The sequence below is a fragment of the Alistipes sp. An66 genome (assembly GCF_002161445.1).
GTDB classification, from domain to species: Bacteria; Bacteroidota; Bacteroidia; order Bacteroidales; family Rikenellaceae; genus Alistipes; species Alistipes cottocaccae.
Genome location: NZ_NFHT01000016.1, coordinates 45,774 through 63,645 on the forward strand (window position 1 = coordinate 45,774; position 17,872 = coordinate 63,645).

The 17,872-nt window shown below is 57.2% G+C and carries 14 protein-coding genes and 1 tRNA gene; 7 read left to right on the forward strand and 8 right to left on the reverse strand.

Going from position 1 to position 17,872, the window contains the following annotated elements:
* Position 1: 1 nt before the first annotated feature.
* A complete protein-coding gene (locus B5G16_RS10260) occupies positions 2–1,384 on the reverse strand; it encodes an alpha/beta hydrolase family protein (RefSeq protein ID WP_143260868.1) in 1,383 nt (460 codons plus the stop codon).
* Between the two features lie 273 nt (positions 1,385–1,657).
* On the opposite strand from B5G16_RS10260, the gene B5G16_RS10265 reads away from it, so the two are divergent.
* A tRNA-Ser gene (locus B5G16_RS10265) sits at positions 1,658–1,746 on the forward strand.
* A gap of 203 nt (positions 1,747–1,949) precedes the next feature.
* Here the strand turns inward: B5G16_RS10265 and B5G16_RS10270 are convergent.
* The 6 genes from B5G16_RS10270 to B5G16_RS10295 form a co-directional block, all read right to left on the reverse strand.
* Entirely contained in the window at positions 1,950–3,584 is a 1,635-nt protein-coding gene (locus B5G16_RS10270; RefSeq protein WP_087263652.1) for a BT_3987 domain-containing protein, read from the reverse strand.
* A 3-nt stretch (positions 3,585–3,587) separates the two neighbouring features.
* Positions 3,588–4,958: a DUF1735 and LamG domain-containing protein gene (locus B5G16_RS10275; protein WP_087263653.1), complete on the reverse strand. Its 1,371-nt coding sequence runs from the start codon at positions 4,956–4,958 to the stop codon at positions 3,588–3,590.
* A gap of 7 nt (positions 4,959–4,965) precedes the next feature.
* Entirely contained in the window at positions 4,966–5,877 is a 912-nt protein-coding gene (locus B5G16_RS10280; RefSeq protein ID WP_087263654.1) for a glycoside hydrolase family 18, read from the reverse strand.
* Between the two features lie 5 nt (positions 5,878–5,882).
* Entirely contained in the window at positions 5,883–7,457 is a 1,575-nt protein-coding gene (locus B5G16_RS10285; RefSeq protein WP_087263665.1) for a SusD/RagB family nutrient-binding outer membrane lipoprotein, read from the reverse strand.
* 15 nt (positions 7,458–7,472) lie between these two features.
* Positions 7,473–10,808: a TonB-dependent receptor gene (locus B5G16_RS10290; RefSeq protein ID WP_087263655.1), complete on the reverse strand. Its 3,336-nt coding sequence runs from the start codon at positions 10,806–10,808 to the stop codon at positions 7,473–7,475.
* 183 nt (positions 10,809–10,991) lie between these two features.
* Positions 10,992–11,957: a FecR family protein gene (locus tag B5G16_RS10295; protein ID WP_087263656.1), complete on the reverse strand. Its 966-nt coding sequence runs from the start codon at positions 11,955–11,957 to the stop codon at positions 10,992–10,994.
* A 240-nt stretch (positions 11,958–12,197) separates the two neighbouring features.
* Between B5G16_RS10295 and B5G16_RS10300 the strand changes: the two genes are divergently transcribed.
* Positions 12,198–12,779, forward strand: coding sequence for an RNA polymerase sigma-70 factor (locus tag B5G16_RS10300; protein ID WP_087263657.1), 582 nt, complete (start codon positions 12,198–12,200; stop codon positions 12,777–12,779).
* Between the two features lie 450 nt (positions 12,780–13,229).
* Here the strand turns inward: B5G16_RS10300 and B5G16_RS12735 are convergent, their stop codons facing one another.
* On the reverse strand, positions 13,230–13,400 hold the full coding sequence (locus B5G16_RS12735) for a hypothetical protein (protein WP_162612057.1): 171 nt from the start codon (positions 13,398–13,400) through the stop codon (positions 13,230–13,232).
* A gap of 5 nt (positions 13,401–13,405) precedes the next feature.
* Between B5G16_RS12735 and B5G16_RS10305 the strand changes: the two genes are divergently transcribed.
* The 5 genes from B5G16_RS10305 to B5G16_RS10325 all read left to right on the forward strand — a co-directional run bounded on the left by B5G16_RS10305 (position 13,406) and on the right by B5G16_RS10325 (position 17,759).
* A complete protein-coding gene (locus tag B5G16_RS10305) occupies positions 13,406–14,464 on the forward strand; it encodes a DUF3575 domain-containing protein (protein WP_087263658.1) in 1,059 nt (352 codons plus the stop codon).
* A 22-nt stretch (positions 14,465–14,486) separates the two neighbouring features.
* Positions 14,487–15,326, forward strand: a complete 840-nt coding sequence (locus B5G16_RS10310) for a FimB/Mfa2 family fimbrial subunit (protein WP_087263659.1) — start codon at positions 14,487–14,489, stop codon at positions 15,324–15,326.
* 119 nt (positions 15,327–15,445) lie between these two features.
* A complete protein-coding gene (locus B5G16_RS10315; protein ID WP_087263660.1) occupies positions 15,446–15,652 on the forward strand; it encodes a hypothetical protein in 207 nt (68 codons plus the stop codon).
* A gap of 42 nt (positions 15,653–15,694) precedes the next feature.
* Complete coding sequence (locus B5G16_RS10320; RefSeq protein ID WP_262481322.1) at positions 15,695–17,203, forward strand: fimbrillin family protein; 1,509 nt, start codon at positions 15,695–15,697, stop codon at positions 17,201–17,203.
* Positions 17,178–17,759, forward strand: a complete 582-nt coding sequence (locus tag B5G16_RS10325) for a fimbrillin family protein (RefSeq protein ID WP_204228080.1) — start codon at positions 17,178–17,180, stop codon at positions 17,757–17,759. Before B5G16_RS10320 ends, B5G16_RS10325 begins: the two co-directional genes overlap by 26 nt.
* Positions 17,760–17,872 lie beyond the last annotated feature (113 nt).

The following is a 17,872-nucleotide window of genomic DNA, read 5'->3' on the forward strand; positions in this document are numbered from 1 at the left end:
ATCATTCGAGTTTTTCGAGCATCCGTTCCAGTTCGTCCCGGCTTCGCAGCGCACGCTCCGGGAGTTCGTCGCCGAAACTCCGCAGCGCCGATTCGGGAAGCAGTTCCACGCGGCTTTCGTCCGCCTGCGCGGGGTCGAGGCCCAGCGTTTCGGCAAAAAAGGCGTAGACAGCCCGGCGTTTGTTCGCACCGTAGTCGTGGCGTTCGTCGGCGAAGTGGGCGTTGCGCACCGCATCCGCTGCCCCGTAGAAGCCCCAGATGCGTTGCAGGAAGGGGTATTCCAGCGTCGGGCAGGTCGCGGTCCAGTCTCCGCCGTCGCTCACAACCAGCGTCGGGCGCGGAGCCATCACCGCCGCCAGCAGTTCGGGCATGCAGCTCCCGCCGCCGGCCAGCGTCACCGGACGGCCGCTCTCGCACGGGCAGCCTCCGTCGAAGTGCGACACGAGGTGCACGACCGGCGCCAGCGCCGCAAAACGTCCGTCGACCAGCGCCAGCAGCAGCGCGTGCGTCGCGCCGCCCGAGCCGCCCGTCGCGGCCAGGCGCGCCGTGTCGATGTCGCGCCGTGCGGCCAGCACCCAGTCCGTCACGGCCTTCGACCACAGCGTCTGGATCTGCATCGAATAGCGTTGCGTGTGGGCGTCGCGTCCCACCTGCCGCTCCGAATCGCCCCAGCCGAAGATATCCATATCGACAGCCACGGCCCCCATGCGCGCAAAGGTCGCCATGCGCAGCTGCTGGTCCGGGCGATAGCGGCCGCCCTCCCAGTGTCCTGCGGGCGAGACGATCAGCGGATGCGGGCCCTTCGTGAGCGGGGCGTAGATCGTGCCGCAGACGTAGAGACCCGGCAGGGTTTCGAGGGCGTAGTTTTGGGTCGTGTAGCCGTCGCGGCGCACCGCGCGCCCCAGCCGCACGTCGGGATCGGCCGCAAGCCCCCGCAGGAAGGGTCCGAGATCCAGCGCCGCACGGGCTTCGGCGAGGAGCATGGTGCGGCGGTGCTCCCACGAGGCGCTGTCGGGCGCGAGCGACGCAAGCCACCGCAGCAGTTTTTCCCCGTCAGCGGGTGTGCGTCGGTGGTATTCGTAGGGCCGGACGGTGATCCGGGGCCGGCCGTCGGGGTCGTTTCTGCGGCTCCACACCAGATCGGCGGGCCGGAGCAGGTTGTCGAGCGTCTCGTCGAGCGAATAGGAGCGGATGCGGAAGGCGCCGAAGCGGATCCGCACCGTGTCGGGATCGAAGCGTTTGCAGGCAATCCGCACGCCGAAGCGCTGCTCCGTCTGCCGCAAAAAAAGGGTGAGCGGCTGCGGAGCGGTCGGATCGGCCGGGACGGTTGCGGCTGTCGGGACGGCCGGGGCAGGCACGGCGGCCGGGATGGTCGGGGCAGGCACGGCGGCCGGGATGGTTGAGCCGGTTAGGGCAAGTGTGGCAGTCGGGGCAGCCGGGAGGGCCGGATCGGAATCGGCCCGCACGGTGTTCGGGAAAAGGGTCAGGCAACAGGCCGCACAACAGATTCGCAGCGCAGCCCCTATCGGCAATCGGATCGGCATGGGAAGCGTCTTTTCATGCAAAAATAGGAATTTTCGACCGCATTTTTTTGTATTTACCCAAAAAGATTCTATATTTGCACACCCTTTCGGACGGAATCGTCCGTGAGCGTGCCCGGAGAGATGGGTGAGTGGCTGAAACCACCGGTTTGCTAAACCGACGTACGGGGTAACCCGTACCACGAGTTCGAATCTCGTTCTCTCCGCAAGGAGGGGGGGGGTGGAAGCGAGCCTCCAGAATCCCTGCTAACGAATCCCTGCAAACGGTCTTTGCAGGGATTTTTGTGTTTGGCGGTCAAAAACAAAAAATCAAAAATCGAGAATGAAAAATTCAGAAAAAACAAAAACAGCATCCGGCCGGGGTTAAAACCCCAAACCGGATGCTTCCCTACTTAAAAAAAACTAACCCCTACCAATCCTTTAGCCATTTCCCATATCCTCCTGTCCCATCAGGAAGGAGAGCTAAATTTGTTGTATCATTTGTATAATTATTATAATAACTTGTTAATCCCGTACCATTTCTTCCATCATCAGCAAAATTTAAACAAATTCCTCCATATGATTGCCCCGTAGATTCATATTCATTCTGGAGTCTGGTCATTAAATCCTGGAAAACCAGAATCTGACTTTGTTTGTTTCCTGCTGCTCGCCAGCGATAAACATTTTTCGTATCTCTAATTGATGTAGGATCAGTACCTTTATACCACGGAGCATTGATACATCCATATTTTGCAGGATCCAAACCGGCAAAAGGTTTGTGGGTATATTTGGAAACCTCCACGTCATCTGGATGCCATGGGTCGCAAATTTGTGTAACTTCATTTCCGTTGTTATATCCCGACCAGGCATAGTCCAAATATTGCCCGACTTCAATACCGCCAGTTGCCTCCGTATCCCAAAAATATTCGGTCGGCTCTTCGTGGTCGGTAACAGTCAGCAGTTTGTTTGTCCCAAGGGCTTCGCGCATTGCCTTGATCAGTTTCGGATAGGAAGTGGTATTCATTTCCGGCATTCCCTCCTTGCCATACCCCGAATTGCGATCCCAAAGGTTAATGCCATCGAGGTTGTAGGTCTCGACAACGGTCTTGACTTGTGCCACGAAATCAGCAATTTGTTCGTCTGTAAGATTACAGAATCCGAGGCCAGTCCCACCACCTTCCAGGCTGAGGCACACTTTGCGTTCCGTTTCCTGAATGGGCCAAATGTAAGTAGAGGCATGGCTCAATACATGCGTCATATCCGATCCTAAATCGAGCAGGGCGCGGCCGCTTGCCTCGTCATATTTCAAGGTGACCGTCCGCAGGTTGACAATATTGCCTACTGCACGGGTCCATAACTCAACAGGTGGTCTACGTTGTTTTTTGCGTATATAGAAGTCTGTAACCAATCGCGGATCATAATCTTTCGTGTTGACATAAAATACCATGAATATAGGTTCTTTTGCTCCATTTTCTCCTTCTTCGGGATAGAATTCCTCTTGATCCAATGGATTTTCGCCAACAAACGGTTCGCGGATGGTAATATTGAAATATATGACATTGTCTCTCAATGCATTCCCTTGTTCTCCGATTGAAACAGGCAACACATATTTGCCGGCAGCAAGTCCTTCGGCCAAAAATTTAATCTGTTTCAAAGCAGACTGCTTCCCGTTGGCAGATATTTCGAGCGTATTGCCTTCCATGAATTCATAGTTCGATTCAGGAAGGAGGGTGCGTTCTTCGCCGGTTAAAGTATTATAAGCCTCAATAACGGATTCGTCTATTTGCAGTTGGATGGACACGTTTTCAGATACCGGTTTTGTCTGTTCGAAATAGACGCCGTTAACCAAGAAGCCGTTGCCTTCAGTTAAGATCATATCTACGATATTCTCACAACTGTTGCTACAACGCAATATGCCGTATACATTCTCAATTCCTTCTTTATCGGGTAACTTGCCGCCCAACTGCTCCACGGTGTCCGTCTTGCAGGCTGTGAAGCCTGCAAGAACGGTCGCCGCAAGAAGCATCGTTCCTATCGTTCTGAACTTTTTGATTTTCGTTTTCATGGTTTACTCCTCCGTTTCGTTGATTTTCGGAATTTCAATGCCCGAAGGCCAAACGATGTCGATCTCGGCCACGCCGTCGTTGCCGTACATCGAGTAGTCCTTGACGGTGTTGCCGCTGCCCTCGTTGAACTTCCAGTAGCCCAGCAGGGTCGGGTCGCTCTCGGGATCGGTGATTTCGTACATGTTTTCCCAGATCTGTTCGGGCGTGCGGGCCACGGACCACACGCGCGCCTCGGCAATCTTGCCGTTCAGCGGACGGTAGTCGTCGTAGGATTTACCAATGAAGAACTGGTAGGCGTCGCCCAGCTTGTTGTAGCCCGTGTCGTCGGTTTCGTATTGCGGTTTATCAGCTTCCGAGGCCGAGTTCCACAGGTCATACAAGGCCCGCATAGCCAGATTGATCTGGTTCTTCTTGCTCGGAGCGGTGATGCCCACGCCGGTCTCCTCGCTCTGGATCTTGCCGTCGACATAGACGCGCACGGTCTGCGTCGCCTGGTCGTAGGTGCAGGCCACATGGTACCACCGTCCCGCTTCGAGGTTCTTCGAGGCGTCCTTGCCCGGAATCTTGCCGAACTGTGAGCCGCTACCCGAACCGTCGAACTGCAGCTGCTGGCGCTCGAAGTTCGTGTCGCCGATACGCAGCAGCAGGTACTGCTCGACACCCATCACCGAAGAGATGTTCACGGTGCTGGTATTGCCGCTGGCGTTAACGATCGAGTTTGCGAACTGGTCGATATAAATCAGCGCCTCGTAGGTTATGGCCGTAAGACCGTTCCACGCCTTGCTGTTCTCACCGTACTTGTCGAGGGTCGGGAAGTTGATCCAGTTGCCCTCGCCGAGCTGTGCGGCCACGGTGATTGCCGAGGAGCGTTTGACGACGTAGTAGGCCACGTCCGAACCCCCGAGGATCTCCATCGACGCCCCGCTGATGCGCACCGGGACAAGATAGGTCTCGTCCAAAGGCAGGGCCCCGGTCTGCTCCTCGCCCTCGCCCATGAGCTCCTTGAGCTGCAGGGTTACGACGTCCGAGGCGGTACGTCCCGCGGGAATGGTCGCGGTTTCGGACGAAAGCGTGTAGTATTTCGCGTCAAGCATCGGCCACTGCGTGCCGTAGCGGGCGTTGTACGTCCCGACGAGCGACGGGTCGACCTCGAGCGAAACCTGCACGTCCTGTCCGGCGGGATAGGTCAGTGCCGCCTGCAACGTGCAGTCATAGGTCGCGCGGTTGTTGCTGAACGTCGCCAACTGCACGGGGCTTGTCTGCGAGACATCGAGGTAGACCACATTGTCGAACTTGCGGTCGTCGGCATCGAACCGCTCGCAGCCCGTCAGCGTAGCAAGCAGCGCGAAAAGTGTTATGAGGTATCGTTTCATGGCTCTCTTATTTGGAAGGGTTCAACGTCTGAATCGCCGTGCGGATGGTCTGGTAGTTCATCTCGGCATGGTAGTAGTCCCCGGCGATGTTATAGGCTGCAAAGCCTGCCAGCGGGCCGTACTCCACCACGCAGCGCGCCATCAGTTCCACAGCGGCATACTCCGTGCGGTCCTCGTCCTGCAGCGGGGCGTCGATCTCCGCAGCCAAAAGCAGTTTTTCCGGGGCGATGCCCGCATAGCCCGTGGCATTGAGGACCAGCAGCTGCACCTCGGTGGTATTTTCGGCCTTTTCGGTGTCGAGGACCACGAAGTCGAGTTTAGCACGGTCGGCTTCGGCCACCGACAACGGGTTGCCCTCGAAAACGAGAAGCTGACCATCGCTCCGGGCTGCCGAGAGCGTCGCAACGATCGTAGCCGTAGCGGCGGCGTCCAGCGGGTCGGCGGTGAACGAGTAGCCGTCCAGGCCGTTGGCAGCTACCGCGGCGATTACGCCGTCGAGGTAGGCTTTGAGGGCAGCCTCTCCCGAAAACTCCGCTTTCCGTGCGGCGTAGTCCACCTGGTAGAGGACTTTCGTGCCCTTTTCGTGCATCGCAGCCAAGTCCTCGGCGTCATACGCCGAGAAGTTGTCGGCATTGGTCAGCGTCACGATGTCGAGCGAATCGGGCAGGCAGCGCATGAAGTCCTGCTCACTCGCGGCCGGCGAGGGCGAATTGTGGAGCCGGGCATACGAAAGGTAGTGTTCCGAAGCCTTGTAGGTCCGCAGCGCCGCCATGTAGTCGGCCCACAGCGCCGGGTCCTGCTCCCACGGTTTGAGAACCGTGTTCTCGATGTTCTCCGTCTCGGTCCAGTCGCTGCACGAGGCCCCGAGCAGCAACACAACGACCGGAAGGATCAGTCGGTATATGCTTGTCTGTTTCATATCGGTCAGTTGTTATAGGGTTTGCAGTCCCACCATACGCGCGTACCCATCTGGTCGCCCGTGCGGTTGCCGTTCTTCTGCTCGGCGTTGAGCGTCTGGATCGCGGCTTGCAGGTTCGTGTTGTTCTGCTGGTATTCTTCCACCGGGTAGGGAAGCCGCCGCGCGCCCTGCGCCACGTCGACCCCGCCGCCCGACTTGTCGGCCACCACCGGCAGCAGCCGCGGATAGCCCGTGCGCCGGTACTCGGACCACGCCTCCACGCCTAACGGGAAGATGGCGATCCACTTCTGGGTGATGATCCGCTCGAGATTTTCCTCGAAATGCTCGGCACCCGAAGCCCAGGCAATCGTAATGGTACTTTGCGCCGCGGCGCTGTACGAGCCCAGCGGGTCGGTATAGGCCGCCGGGCGGCTCGTGGCATCGGCGATGTAGGCGTCGGCGCCGCTGGCGCCCCGCTCCTCGAACGAGAGGCGGATGGCATCCTCGTAGAGCGACTGCGCCGTCTCCTCCGAACCCCAGCGCAGCTCGTATTCGGCACGCAGGAACGCAGCCTCCGCGGCGTTGAACCACAGGTAGGGGGTTGTCGACTCGACGATCAGGTTCGAATACTTCGACATAGCCGTCGACTTGCCCGCCACGTCGATCCCGATGCGGATGCCGACAAAGTCGCCCACGTCGTTCGGCAGGAACATCTTCTCCGTGCGCGGGTCGTTGTAGCCGGTCATGTAGCAGAGGATGTCCGCTCCCACGCGGTGGTCGCCCCAGTCGTTGTAGATCAGCGTCATGCGGTTCTCCGCGGCGTGCATCGCCGCGTTGTCGGCATTCGACGTGATGACGCCCCCGGCAATCGCCTCCGAAGCCTTCGCCTGCGCCAGTTCGGGCTTCACCTCCGTGAGGCGCATCGCCACGCGGAGTTTCAGCGAGTTGGCATACTTCAACCATTTTGCGATATTGCCGTAGTAGACCCCGTCGTAGCGGCTCCACGCATCCGAAGAGAGCGTCGTGTTGCGGCCCAGCGTCTCAATAGCCTCATCCAGCTCCTCGAACATCTTCGTATAGACCGTCTCCTGCGAGTCGTATTCGACGTAGACCGATTCGTTGTCTTCGAGTTTCGAGTACGGGATCGGACCGTAGGAGTCCGTCACGCGCTGCATGATCGCCACGCGCAGCAGCCGCGCAAAGGCAATGGCCACCTCGTCGTCCGTGCCGCCGATGATGCCCTTATAGGGGGTGTAGGTCTCGGTGATGACGTTCGCAAAGGGCCACTTCCGCCAGTCGGCCGAAGGGTTGAAGGTCTCGAACTTCGTCTGCCAGGAGTCCACCGTGGCGCCGATATAGCCCGCGAAGGGACCTCCCGAGAGCGATTCGTTGAACTGGTACATGTGCTCCTGAACCGGGATCACGAGACCCTGCAAGGTTTTGACCTTCGTTCCCGTCTTGTAGTTCAGGGCCTCCATCTGGTCCTCGGTCACCTGGTTGGGATTGCGGTTGTAATCCTCGAAATCCCCCGTGCAGGCCCCCAGCCCGAGCAGCACGACCGCAAGCAGCAGCCGCTGCACCTTATCTTTTCTTGTTTTCATGGTCTTGCTGTTCATTTAGAATTGGAATTTGACGTTGAAGCCCAGGCTCCGCAGCGACGGCATCATGAAATAGTCGATGCCCTGATAGTTCAGACCCGTCGACGCCACGGCCGCAGGATCGAACGGCGCCTTGCAGTAGATCATCCACAAGTTGCGCCCGACGAACGAGACGGTCATCCGCATCTTGTCGCGGAACCACTTCGAAGGGAGCGTATAGCCCAGCGAGAGCTCCTGCAAGCGGAAGTTCGTCGCCGAATAGGTGTAATACTGCGGCAGACCCGACTGCGAACCGATGGCCTGATACCACTTCTGCGCATCGACCAGCTCGCGGCCGTTGATCCACACGCCGCCCGCATCGCGCGCCGCGGCCGAAGCCTCCGAAACGCCGTACAGGTCGAGGTTGGCCTGCGTCGCGGAGTAGCAGATGCCGCCGATGCTGCCCGTGAAGAGCACGCCGAGATTGATGCCTTTCCACGAAAAGTCGTTGCGCCACGCGAGGTTGTAGTCCGGAACCACCGACCCGAGGTAGATGTCCTCGCCCTCGTCGGTGATGAGCAGGTTACCGCTCTTATCCACCTCGACGTAGCCGTTGTCGTTGAAGCGCAGGCTCGAGGTCGTATAGAGGTCGTTCAGCGTGCCGCCCTCCTTCAAGATGTACTTCGCCTTGCCCAGTCCCTTGATGTCGAGTTTTTCGAGATTCAACGGCTCGCCCGTCACCGGATTCATGGCGTTGGCCGCCAGCTCGATGATCTCGTTGCGGTTCCACGAGAAGGTGAAGTTCGTCCCCCAGCGGAAATCGCCCCAGCGGTTGTCATACCCCGCCGCGAGCTCGACGCCCGTGTTGCGGACATGTCCCGTCTGCAAGTAGATCGTCGTGTAGGAGGACGACGGTGGCAGCGAGGGGTCGAAGGTCTGGTTCTTCGTGTCGGCCTGGTACCACGAAACCGAAAGGTTGACATGTTTCCACAGGCGCGCGTCCAGACCCACCTCGTAGGTGATCGTCCGCTCGGGTTTCAGATCCCCGATCGGATAGTGCGTCTTGTCCTTCCAGACGCGGTTCGTAGCATCGTATTCGTAGGTCGGGATCGTCAGATAGCGCGGGAACGGTGTACCCACCGAGGCGATCGAGCCGCGGAGTTTCAGGTAGGTCAGCGCATTGCCCATGTCCCAGAGCGAGGTGGGTACCCACGAAAGGCCCACCGACGGATAGAAAAACGAGGATTCGGACGATCCGGCAATCTGCGAGGCCCAGTCGTTGCGGCCCGTAACGGTCAGGTAAAGCATCTGCTTCCAACCGACCTCCACCGAGGCAAACACGGACTGCGTCTGGTCGTGCCAGCCGGTCTTCTCGGCGCGTTTCTTCGTATCGTCCAGGTCGAAGACGTTGAAGACGTTCGGAAGGCCGTTCTCCTGAATCGGGCCCCGGTACGAAAGTTCGTCGCTCTTGACGTTGTTGACCGAGGCACCGACGTTGGCCTGCAACGACCAGTCGTCGCCGAACGTCTTGTCGATGTTGACCATCAGGTCTCCGTAGGTCTGCGTGTTGTAGCCGCGGGCTTCGGTGTAGTGGCCGTTCTTGCCGCCGTCGGTGATCGTCGTGTTCGACGAGGCGTAGAGTTTCTGGGTGTAGAGCGTGTTGGCGTTGTCAATCCGCACACGTCCCGTGACGTTCAGCCACGGCAGAATATCATACGAGGCCGAGAACGACAGCATGTAGCGCTTCTTGTCCGTATTGCGGAGGTTGCGGTAGGCGATCCAGTAGGGGTTCTGCATCCGCAAATCGCCGCCCTCCATATCCGCCGACCAGAACTGCTCCATGAGCTTCGTACCCTCGTTGTAACGTTCGAAACGCCGGTAGAGGTCGAAGTTCTCGCCCCGCGGGAAGAGGTAGGCCGGAACCAAAGGGTTTGAATAGACACCCTGGTTGGTCATGTTCTGATCCTGCTGGTAGATGTAGCTCGCCGAAGCATCCAGACGCAGCTTGTCCTTCAAAAAATAGGAGGTATTCCGGAAGGTGAAGTTGTAACGGTCGTACTCGTTGTTCGGGATGATGCCGTCCGAATTGACCGACGCGGCCGAAAAGTAGGTCTGGTTGCGGTCCGTGCCGCCCGAGACCGTCACGGAGTTCGTATAGACGTGGCCCGTCTCGAAAAAGTCATTCGGAGTATAGCCGTAACTTGAAGCGGGATTCAGCCGCTCGCCCCAGCTGTATATCTTCGAGCCGCTGCTCACACCGTTCAGCCCCGTGCCGTAGCGGTTCTGGAACTCCGGCAGCACGAAGGGATCGAGGAACTCCGTGTTGCTCGAAAGCGTCACCTTCAAGGCCCCGGCCTGCCCCTTTTTCGTCGTGATCATCACGGCGCCGTTTGCAGCCTCCGAACCGTAAAGGGCCGCGGCTGCGGCACCCGTCAGCACCGACATTGACTCGATGTCCTCCGGGTTGATGTCGGCAATCGACTCCGTCGCGCCGCGCGAATCGAACTCCGTGCCGCCGCCCCCGCCGAAGTTGTACATCGGGATACCGTCGATCACATACAGCGCATTCGACGACTGCGAGATCGATTTGTTGCCGCGCAGCACGACCTTCGTGGCGCCGCCGACGCCCGACGACGAGGTGTTGATCGTCACGCCGGCCACCTTGCCCGCCAGCGAATTCATGAAGTTGGCGTCCTTGACCGTCGTCAGATCCTCGGCGCCGACCTGCTGGACGTTGTACGAGAGGGCCTTCTCCTCGCGCTTGATGCCCAGGGCCGTCACCACGACCGACTCGATCTCCGACGTGGACTCGCGGAGCGTCACGCTGAAATCCGTCCGGGCGCCTACGGCTACCGTAGCCGTCTCATAACCCAGGTAGCTGATTTCGAGAACCTGCGACGCGGCCGGAGCAGGAACTTCCAGCGAGAAGCGCCCCTCGGCGTCGGTCGAAACTCCGACCGTCGTGCCGCGCACGATGACCGAAGCGCCGACAACAGGCTGTCCTTTGGAATCCAGCACCTGACCGGAGACCCTTACGGCGCGCCCGGACTGCGCAGTATTGCGGAAAAGAAGGATATTGCCCCCTTCGACAGAATAGGCGATGTCCGTACCGCGGACCATCTCGTCAAGGGCTTTTTTCAGGGGTTCGTTTTCGACATGAACGGTGACCAAAAGATCGGTGTCTACACTGTCGTCAATACCAAAAAGATAACGGGTCTGCCCTTCGATTGCACTGATGACCTGTTCCATTTTGACCTTGTTTTCCCGGATTGTAACCCGCACATTCTGTGCATGGATGACGGATGCAGGGAACAGCAAAGCAGGAACGAACAAAAGAATAGACAGACGGATTTGCTGAATAATCTTTTTATTCATACATTTGTGAGTTAAGGTTCAAGTAAAAATCGGTTAGTATTTTTGATTGAACTGCGGCCTGCGGGTGAGGCAACACCTGCAGGCTTTTTTCATGTCAATCAAAAACAGACGGTAATCGCTTCTATTTCAAATCCATAGGCTATTCTGTTTTGGGGTTTGACATAAATGAATAATTACACTGTTCTATCGGATGATGATTTTATTATCGAGTTCGTTGTACTCATAAGTGAAATCCGACGAGCGTTGCAGGATGCGCAGGATGTGGTCGACACCCTCCGAGGTGCGGACCTTCAACCGCTTGTATTTGATCTCGGGCAGTTCCTCTCGTTGGATCTCGATGCTGACGCCGAAATATTTCCTTAATTTATTGATGATCTGCCCGAAATCGTCGCCGCTGAACGAGATGATGCCGTCCGTCCACAGATAATTGTCCTGGTTTTCCAGATCGCTCAAATGAAGATGGCCGTTTTTCAGATGGACGATGGTGTTGGGCTCCATCAGAATTTCCTCGTCGTTCATTTTGTTCCGAACAGCGACGCTGCCCTCGAACAACGCCGCTGAAAATTCCTGCACATCCTTGTCGGCGGTCACGTTGAACCGCGTGCCGCAGACCTCGACATCGCAGGCGTAGGTCTCGACAACGAATGGTTGCGACGCATCGTGCGCAACCTCGAACATCGCCTCGCCTTCGAGACGCACGCGACGCTCCTTTCCGGTGAAGAGCGCCGGATAGGTGATCCGGCTCTTCGAATTGAGTTTGACGGTGGTGCCGTCGCCCAGAGCGATATTGATATGCTGCCCGGCCGGGGCCTCAATGGATGTCCGGGTACCCGCCAACCGATCCATTTCAGAGGAGAAAAACAGATAACTCCCTCCGATAACCAGAAGCAAGGAAGCCGCAATTCCCATGGTTTGACGAACCGGTCTTGAATGTGTGATGCGGTACCATAAGTTCGTATCGGCTTCGGGAACGGAGTCCGGTTCAGTCATAATACTTATGATGAACTTTTCATGAACTTCATTCATGTATTTTTGGTGCTCTTCGGGATTGGCATCCAGCCAGGCAGCAATCCGGTCGGTCTCGTCGTTCGTGGTCTCGCCGAGGAAAAACTTGAAAAGCAGCGTATCGGATATTTCGATCTTATTCATAGTACTGTTATTTTGCATATTCCCTTTTCGAGGTCGTGATTCGTTTCCCTCCCCCTTCTATATTATATATCCACGAGCAGGGCAAATTCGTACCCCTTCGTGCAAATAAATATTTTTATTAAATTATGCATTTTTCTTAATTTTACAACATGCTGATTATTACTCCGATACACAAAAGCCTCGTCTGATCGTTTTTTAAGAATTTTTTTCTATCTTTGCTTTGCAAGCAGAAGGAGTGGTATGCAGGAAATTGTATCAGAGAAATTGACGCAAGAATCATTCGAACAATCTTTTCATCGGTATGAACAGAAATTGTGTCGGATCGCATACTCTTACCTGCGCGACAAAGATGCAGCGCAAGACGCCGTGAACGAATGTTTTACCGCTGCGTGGCACCATCGGGAGTATATCGAAATAAAAACCTTCGAATCATATTTATACCAGTCGGTCAAAAACGAGTGCCTGAAATATCGACGGAACAAGGAGCTTAAAAAAGCAGTTTACGATAAGATTCTGATGAAGGAGCGGTGCGTTATGGACTACTATACGCGCACCATCGAATGCTGCAATCCGAACGAACTGTTCTGTGAGGAGATCATGGCGATATGCCGCAAACAAATCGCCCGGATGCCCGAACTGCGGCGTCAGATTCTGACGGCAAACAAGTTCGAGGGAATGAGCTACAAGGAGATAGCGGACAGAAACGGAATCACGACAACACGGGTCGACAACGAATTGCGCAAGGCTCTGAATACGTTACGGCTCTCTCTGAAAGATTATCTGACGATCCTTGTCATTTTATTCCTGAACATAAAGCATTAGGAAAAAGAGCGTTATCTTCGCAACGCTCCGGCTTTCGCAGGTTGGCGCATCCGCCCGATCCGGAAAGGCTTTCCGACACTCGGCTCTTCCGAAGGATGTATTGTCGGACGTTCGCGTGCAATTTGATTTTGGACTTCGGCATGCAACCGCGGTCCGGAGTGCCTGCCGGGACTTCCGGCCCGGCAGGGAACCGCCGGCAGCCCCCGCCCCCGAAACCAGCGGACAGACTCAACACGAAATCCCGCTCTCCGGACGGATTGATTGTTCCGAATGTCGCAAAAACAGCAACATATCGACAAAAAAAGAGACGATTTTTTGTTTTTTTCACTCCTTTGGTTATTTTTATATATGGTATATATTTTTCCGTATATAGTACATCGTCCAGAAACCATCGGAATTCCGGTTCCAGACCTTGCCCTTCGGAATGCCGAAATACTCGTTCCTTCCGGTTCAGAGGCGCCTTTCCGCAATCCGGCAAAACGAAGTTTCAGCATTGGCCGCCATCGCCGAATCCCGAAAAACAGGGACCGCCGCATCGATCCGCAAATTCCCCAATCCGCCGAATCCGCCGACCGAACCAATCACGCTCGATAACCCAAAAACCCAAACTTTTTTTCTCATTTTTTATGAATAAAATTTTACCTTTCCTCCTCTCTCTGGGTCTCTTTGCAAGCCCTACTTTCGGCCAACAGGCCCCCGAATCAAAAACTTCGGAGTATGAATTCCGCTTCGTGCCGGCCGACGACATGTTCTACATCCCCTGGAACGGCAACGGCGAAACGCTCGACCAACTGCTCGAATGTGTGGGCCAACACAAACAGTCCATCCTCGACGGCGAAACCCCTGTACGGGTCGACGGATACTGCGACTCGCAACCCTCGCCGGCCGAGAACCTCGCCGTGGCAAAAATCCGCTCCAACCGCGTGAAAACCGAGATGATCCTCCAACAGGGACTCTCCGAAAGTTGCTTCACAACCCGCAACCACACCTCGGGCGGCAACTTCGTGATCGTGCGGATCGCCGTTCCCGAGAATACCGCACCGGCCGTGAAACCACAGCCCGAACCCGAACCGGCCGCCATCCCGGAAGAAAAACCCGAAGAGAATCCGGCACCGAAAGCCTCCGACACCGAAACGGCAGAGCTTACCCCCGTGGCCGAAGAACCCGTGGCCGAACCCGTGAACGAGCCCGAAACCCCGCGCGAAATGTCGTTCGCCCTGCGGGCCAACCTGCTGCGCTGGGCCACGCTGACGCCCGACCTGGGCATCGAATGGCGCATCTCGCCGAGCGTGGCCATCACCGTCAACGGGGCCTGGACCGTCTGGTCGTGGAACAACAAGGACCGCCGCTACGCTCTCTGGGAGGTGGCGCCCGAAGTGCGCTGGTACATGGGTGCCAAGAAACGCGGATACCTCGGCGCCATGTTCAAGACCGGAGAATTCAACTACAAACTCTCCGACACCGGCAAACAGGGCGACATCATCGGCGGCGGTCTCACCGGCGGTTATGTCCTGCCCCTGTGCAAATCGCTCTCGATGGACTTCTCGATCGGAGTGGGCTATCTGAACGCCGACTATGAGAATTACAAGGTCATCAACGGCACATGCGTACGCCAAAACTCGGAAACCAAAGGCTGGTGGGGCCCCGTCAACGCCGGTGTCTCGCTCGTCTGGAAACTCTTCTAATTCCCGCTAAAACAGACAACAAATGAACATAACGAAACTCATCCTGACTACGGTATCGGCCGCAGTCCTGCTGACGGCTACGTCCTGCGTGAAAGACTCGCTCAACCATACCCCGCATCCCGACAAAGGTGCCGTTCTCCTGATGTTCGAAAAGAGCGCGACCGAAACCCATACGGTGCTCATCGACGACCAAAAGAGCGATTTCTCCGCTACGCCCTTCTGCTTCCCCGCCCTGTTGGAGCCGGGCAGCCACATGATGATCATCTGGAACCATGCCGAAGGTTTCGACTTCGACGGGCTCACGGCCCGCGTCAAAAAGGACGACACCCAGAACTCCTTCATCATCCCGATGCCGGGCCATCTCTTCTCGACCAACGGTTCCATCGAAATCATGGCTGACGACACGTTGCGGATCAATACGCCGCTCATCCCCCGCACCCGTGATCTGGTCTTGCAGTTCACCGTAGCCGAAGGGCGCCCCGAGCTGATCCAGAGCGTCACCGGAACGATCGACGGCATCGCCAATGCGTTCAACATCGAGGAGGGCGAGTTGATCGGCGCCCCCTCCTCCACCGTCGTAAACTTCACCCGGGACGGCGACCAGCTCAATGCCACGGCCCGGATTCTGGGAACGCGAGGCTCCGCACAGACCCTGACGTTCGACATCGTCTTCGTGGACAACAACCGCACCCAGCACACGGAGATCGACCTCACGGAGGTGCTGGCCGGATTCAACAGCCCGACCACCGAACCCTTCCCGGTAAAAGGCAAACTCAATACGCCGATCGGCATGGAAACCGGATCGGCCGAAATCATCGACTGGGAAGAGGGCGAAGGCGGCGATCTGGAAGCCGGCGTCTGACCCGAACCCCGGCTCCGAGGCCGGAGCGCGTCCCGTTGCCGCTCCTTCCGGGCACGACGGACTCCCCGACCGACGAGCGCTGACAACCATTCAACAACGAACGAATCAACCATAAACATATGAATTTCCAACACACATTCAACCTGTTAACCGGCAGTGCCGCCCTGCTTCTCGTCCTGACCGCCTGCTCGCAGGACGAAATCGCCGACGGCAACCGCCTGCCCGAAGGAAAATACCCGCTGATAATAACAGCCTCGGGACTGCAAGCCCCGGTCGCAGCCTCCCCCGCGGCAACAAGCCGCGCTACCGTGGACGGCACCTGGTAGGGATCCGAAACCATCGCCCTGCAAGTCCAGGGTGACGAGCATATCTACACCTACTCCGTCAATCAGGAGGGCAAGATGACCAGCGAAAGCCCCTATTACTGGGCAAACCGCGAAGCCATCACCGTTTCGGCCTGGTATCCCTATGCCGAGACGATGCCCGTCGCCGTCGTGCTGGAGGACCAAAGCATCCGGAAGAACTATGTCGCCAGCGACTTCATCTCCGCCGAGGGGCAGAACGTCGATTTCAACACCCCCGCCAGCTTGAAGTTCTCCCACCGCACGGCCCGGATAACGCTGAATCTCCAAGCCGGCGCGGGCGTCGACAACGTCGCCGACGCCGCGATCAGCCTGCTCAACCTCACCACCGACAACGGCAACCCCGCCGCCATCCGTCCGTACAATCCGGAGGGCGACACCTACGATGCGCTGCTCGTCCCGCAGACCATCGCCTCGGACAGGGAGTTCATCCGGATCGAACTGAACGGCAACGTCCATACCGCCCGACTCTCCAAAGAGACCGAAATGAAGGCCGGATTCGTTTATACCTATAACGTTACCGTGACCGACAAAGGGCTCAAAGTGGAGGAAGGATCCATCCTGAACTGGACGGAGGGCGGCAGCGAAACGGGAATCGCCTCCGTAATGAACTACGACTATGGCGCGTCGAGCAACACCTACACCGTTTATACGGCCGAAGGCCTGTATTATTGGGCGGAAGCTGCCCGAAACGATCTCTCAACCAACTGTATCCTCGCAGCAAACATCCCGCTCGAAATACCGGCCGAGAACGGCAGCAACTGGACAACCCTGGGCGACTACACCAATTCCTACTCCGGAGTCTTCGAAGGCAACGGACACTCCATCAGCAATCTGACGATCAGCGGCGGAGCCTACCAGGGAATATTCGGAACCATCAGCGAAAGTTCCGAAGTCCGGAATCTCACCTTGATCGACGTAAATATCTCCGGAAGCCAATATATCGGAGCAATCACCGGAGGCGTCAAAAGCAGCGACACCAATCAGGGAAAGATTTACAACTGCTCCGTTACCGGTACTGTCAACGGAAGCCATGACAATTCTTATACAGGAGGTTTTGCCGGATACAGCCAAGGCATCATTCAAGCCTGCCAGTTCTCCGGGACCGTGAAGGGTGTATCATACCTCGGAGGCATAGTCGGGAAAAACGAGGGCTCCGACGCTCTTGTCATCGCCTGCTCGACCCAGGGGAAGACAGAATGTACAAATTTATGGTCGCAATACGGCCGAATACTGAAAAACGCACAATATCATGAAACGATCTTTATATGCCTTACAGGCCTTCGGCACGGCGCTGCTGCTCCTCGCGGCAACGGCCTGCTCGCAGGACGACTCCTTTGCACCGACCGATTCCGGACGCCTGCCGCAAGGAAACGAGCCCATGACCTTCCTCGCCTCGGGCTTGCAGCGGACGGCAAGTTCCGCAACTCCCGCCAGCCGCGCCTCCATCGACAACGACTGGAAGGACATCTCGAAAATCGCCGTGTTGATGAACGGCGAAGCAAAGGTCTATGACGTAACGCCCGCAGAAGACTTCCTGACCGCCCGACTCACCGCGGCAGATCCCTTCCGCTGGACCACCGACATGACGACCGCGGAGATCAGCGCATGGTGGCCCTACACCGACAGCGACAACGACGGAATCCCCGACGCGACGATCCCGCCCGTCGTGGTGAAGAAAGATCAGAGTTCCGATGAAAACTATGCGAACAGCGACTATATCGCTGTCAGCAACCAGCAGGTGTCGTTCGGCACTCCGGCCGAATTGCAGTTCAGCCACCGCACGGCCCGCATCGTTCTGAAACTCGCAAGCAGCACGGTGGATCTGTCCAGCGTCTCCATCAGCATCAACAACCTCTCCGCAGTGAACGGCAACCCGCAGGTGATCACACCCCGCAAGGTGGAGGATGGCACCTACGAAGCGCTCGTCGCCCCGCAGAGAATCATGGCACAGACGCAGATCGCCTCCATCACCACCCTCGGCGGAAAGACCTTCATCTACAAGATTTCCAACGAAACCGAGTGGGCGGAGGGCAAGTATTACACCTACACCATCGAGCTCGTCGAATAACTCCCGCAGCCTGAAAAGCCGCACCATCCGGATCCGACCGGATGACGGCATCCGAAACGACCCTTCCCTCCCCTTCTTCCGGGGCGGGGAGGGTCGTCGGTATAGAGGGGGGG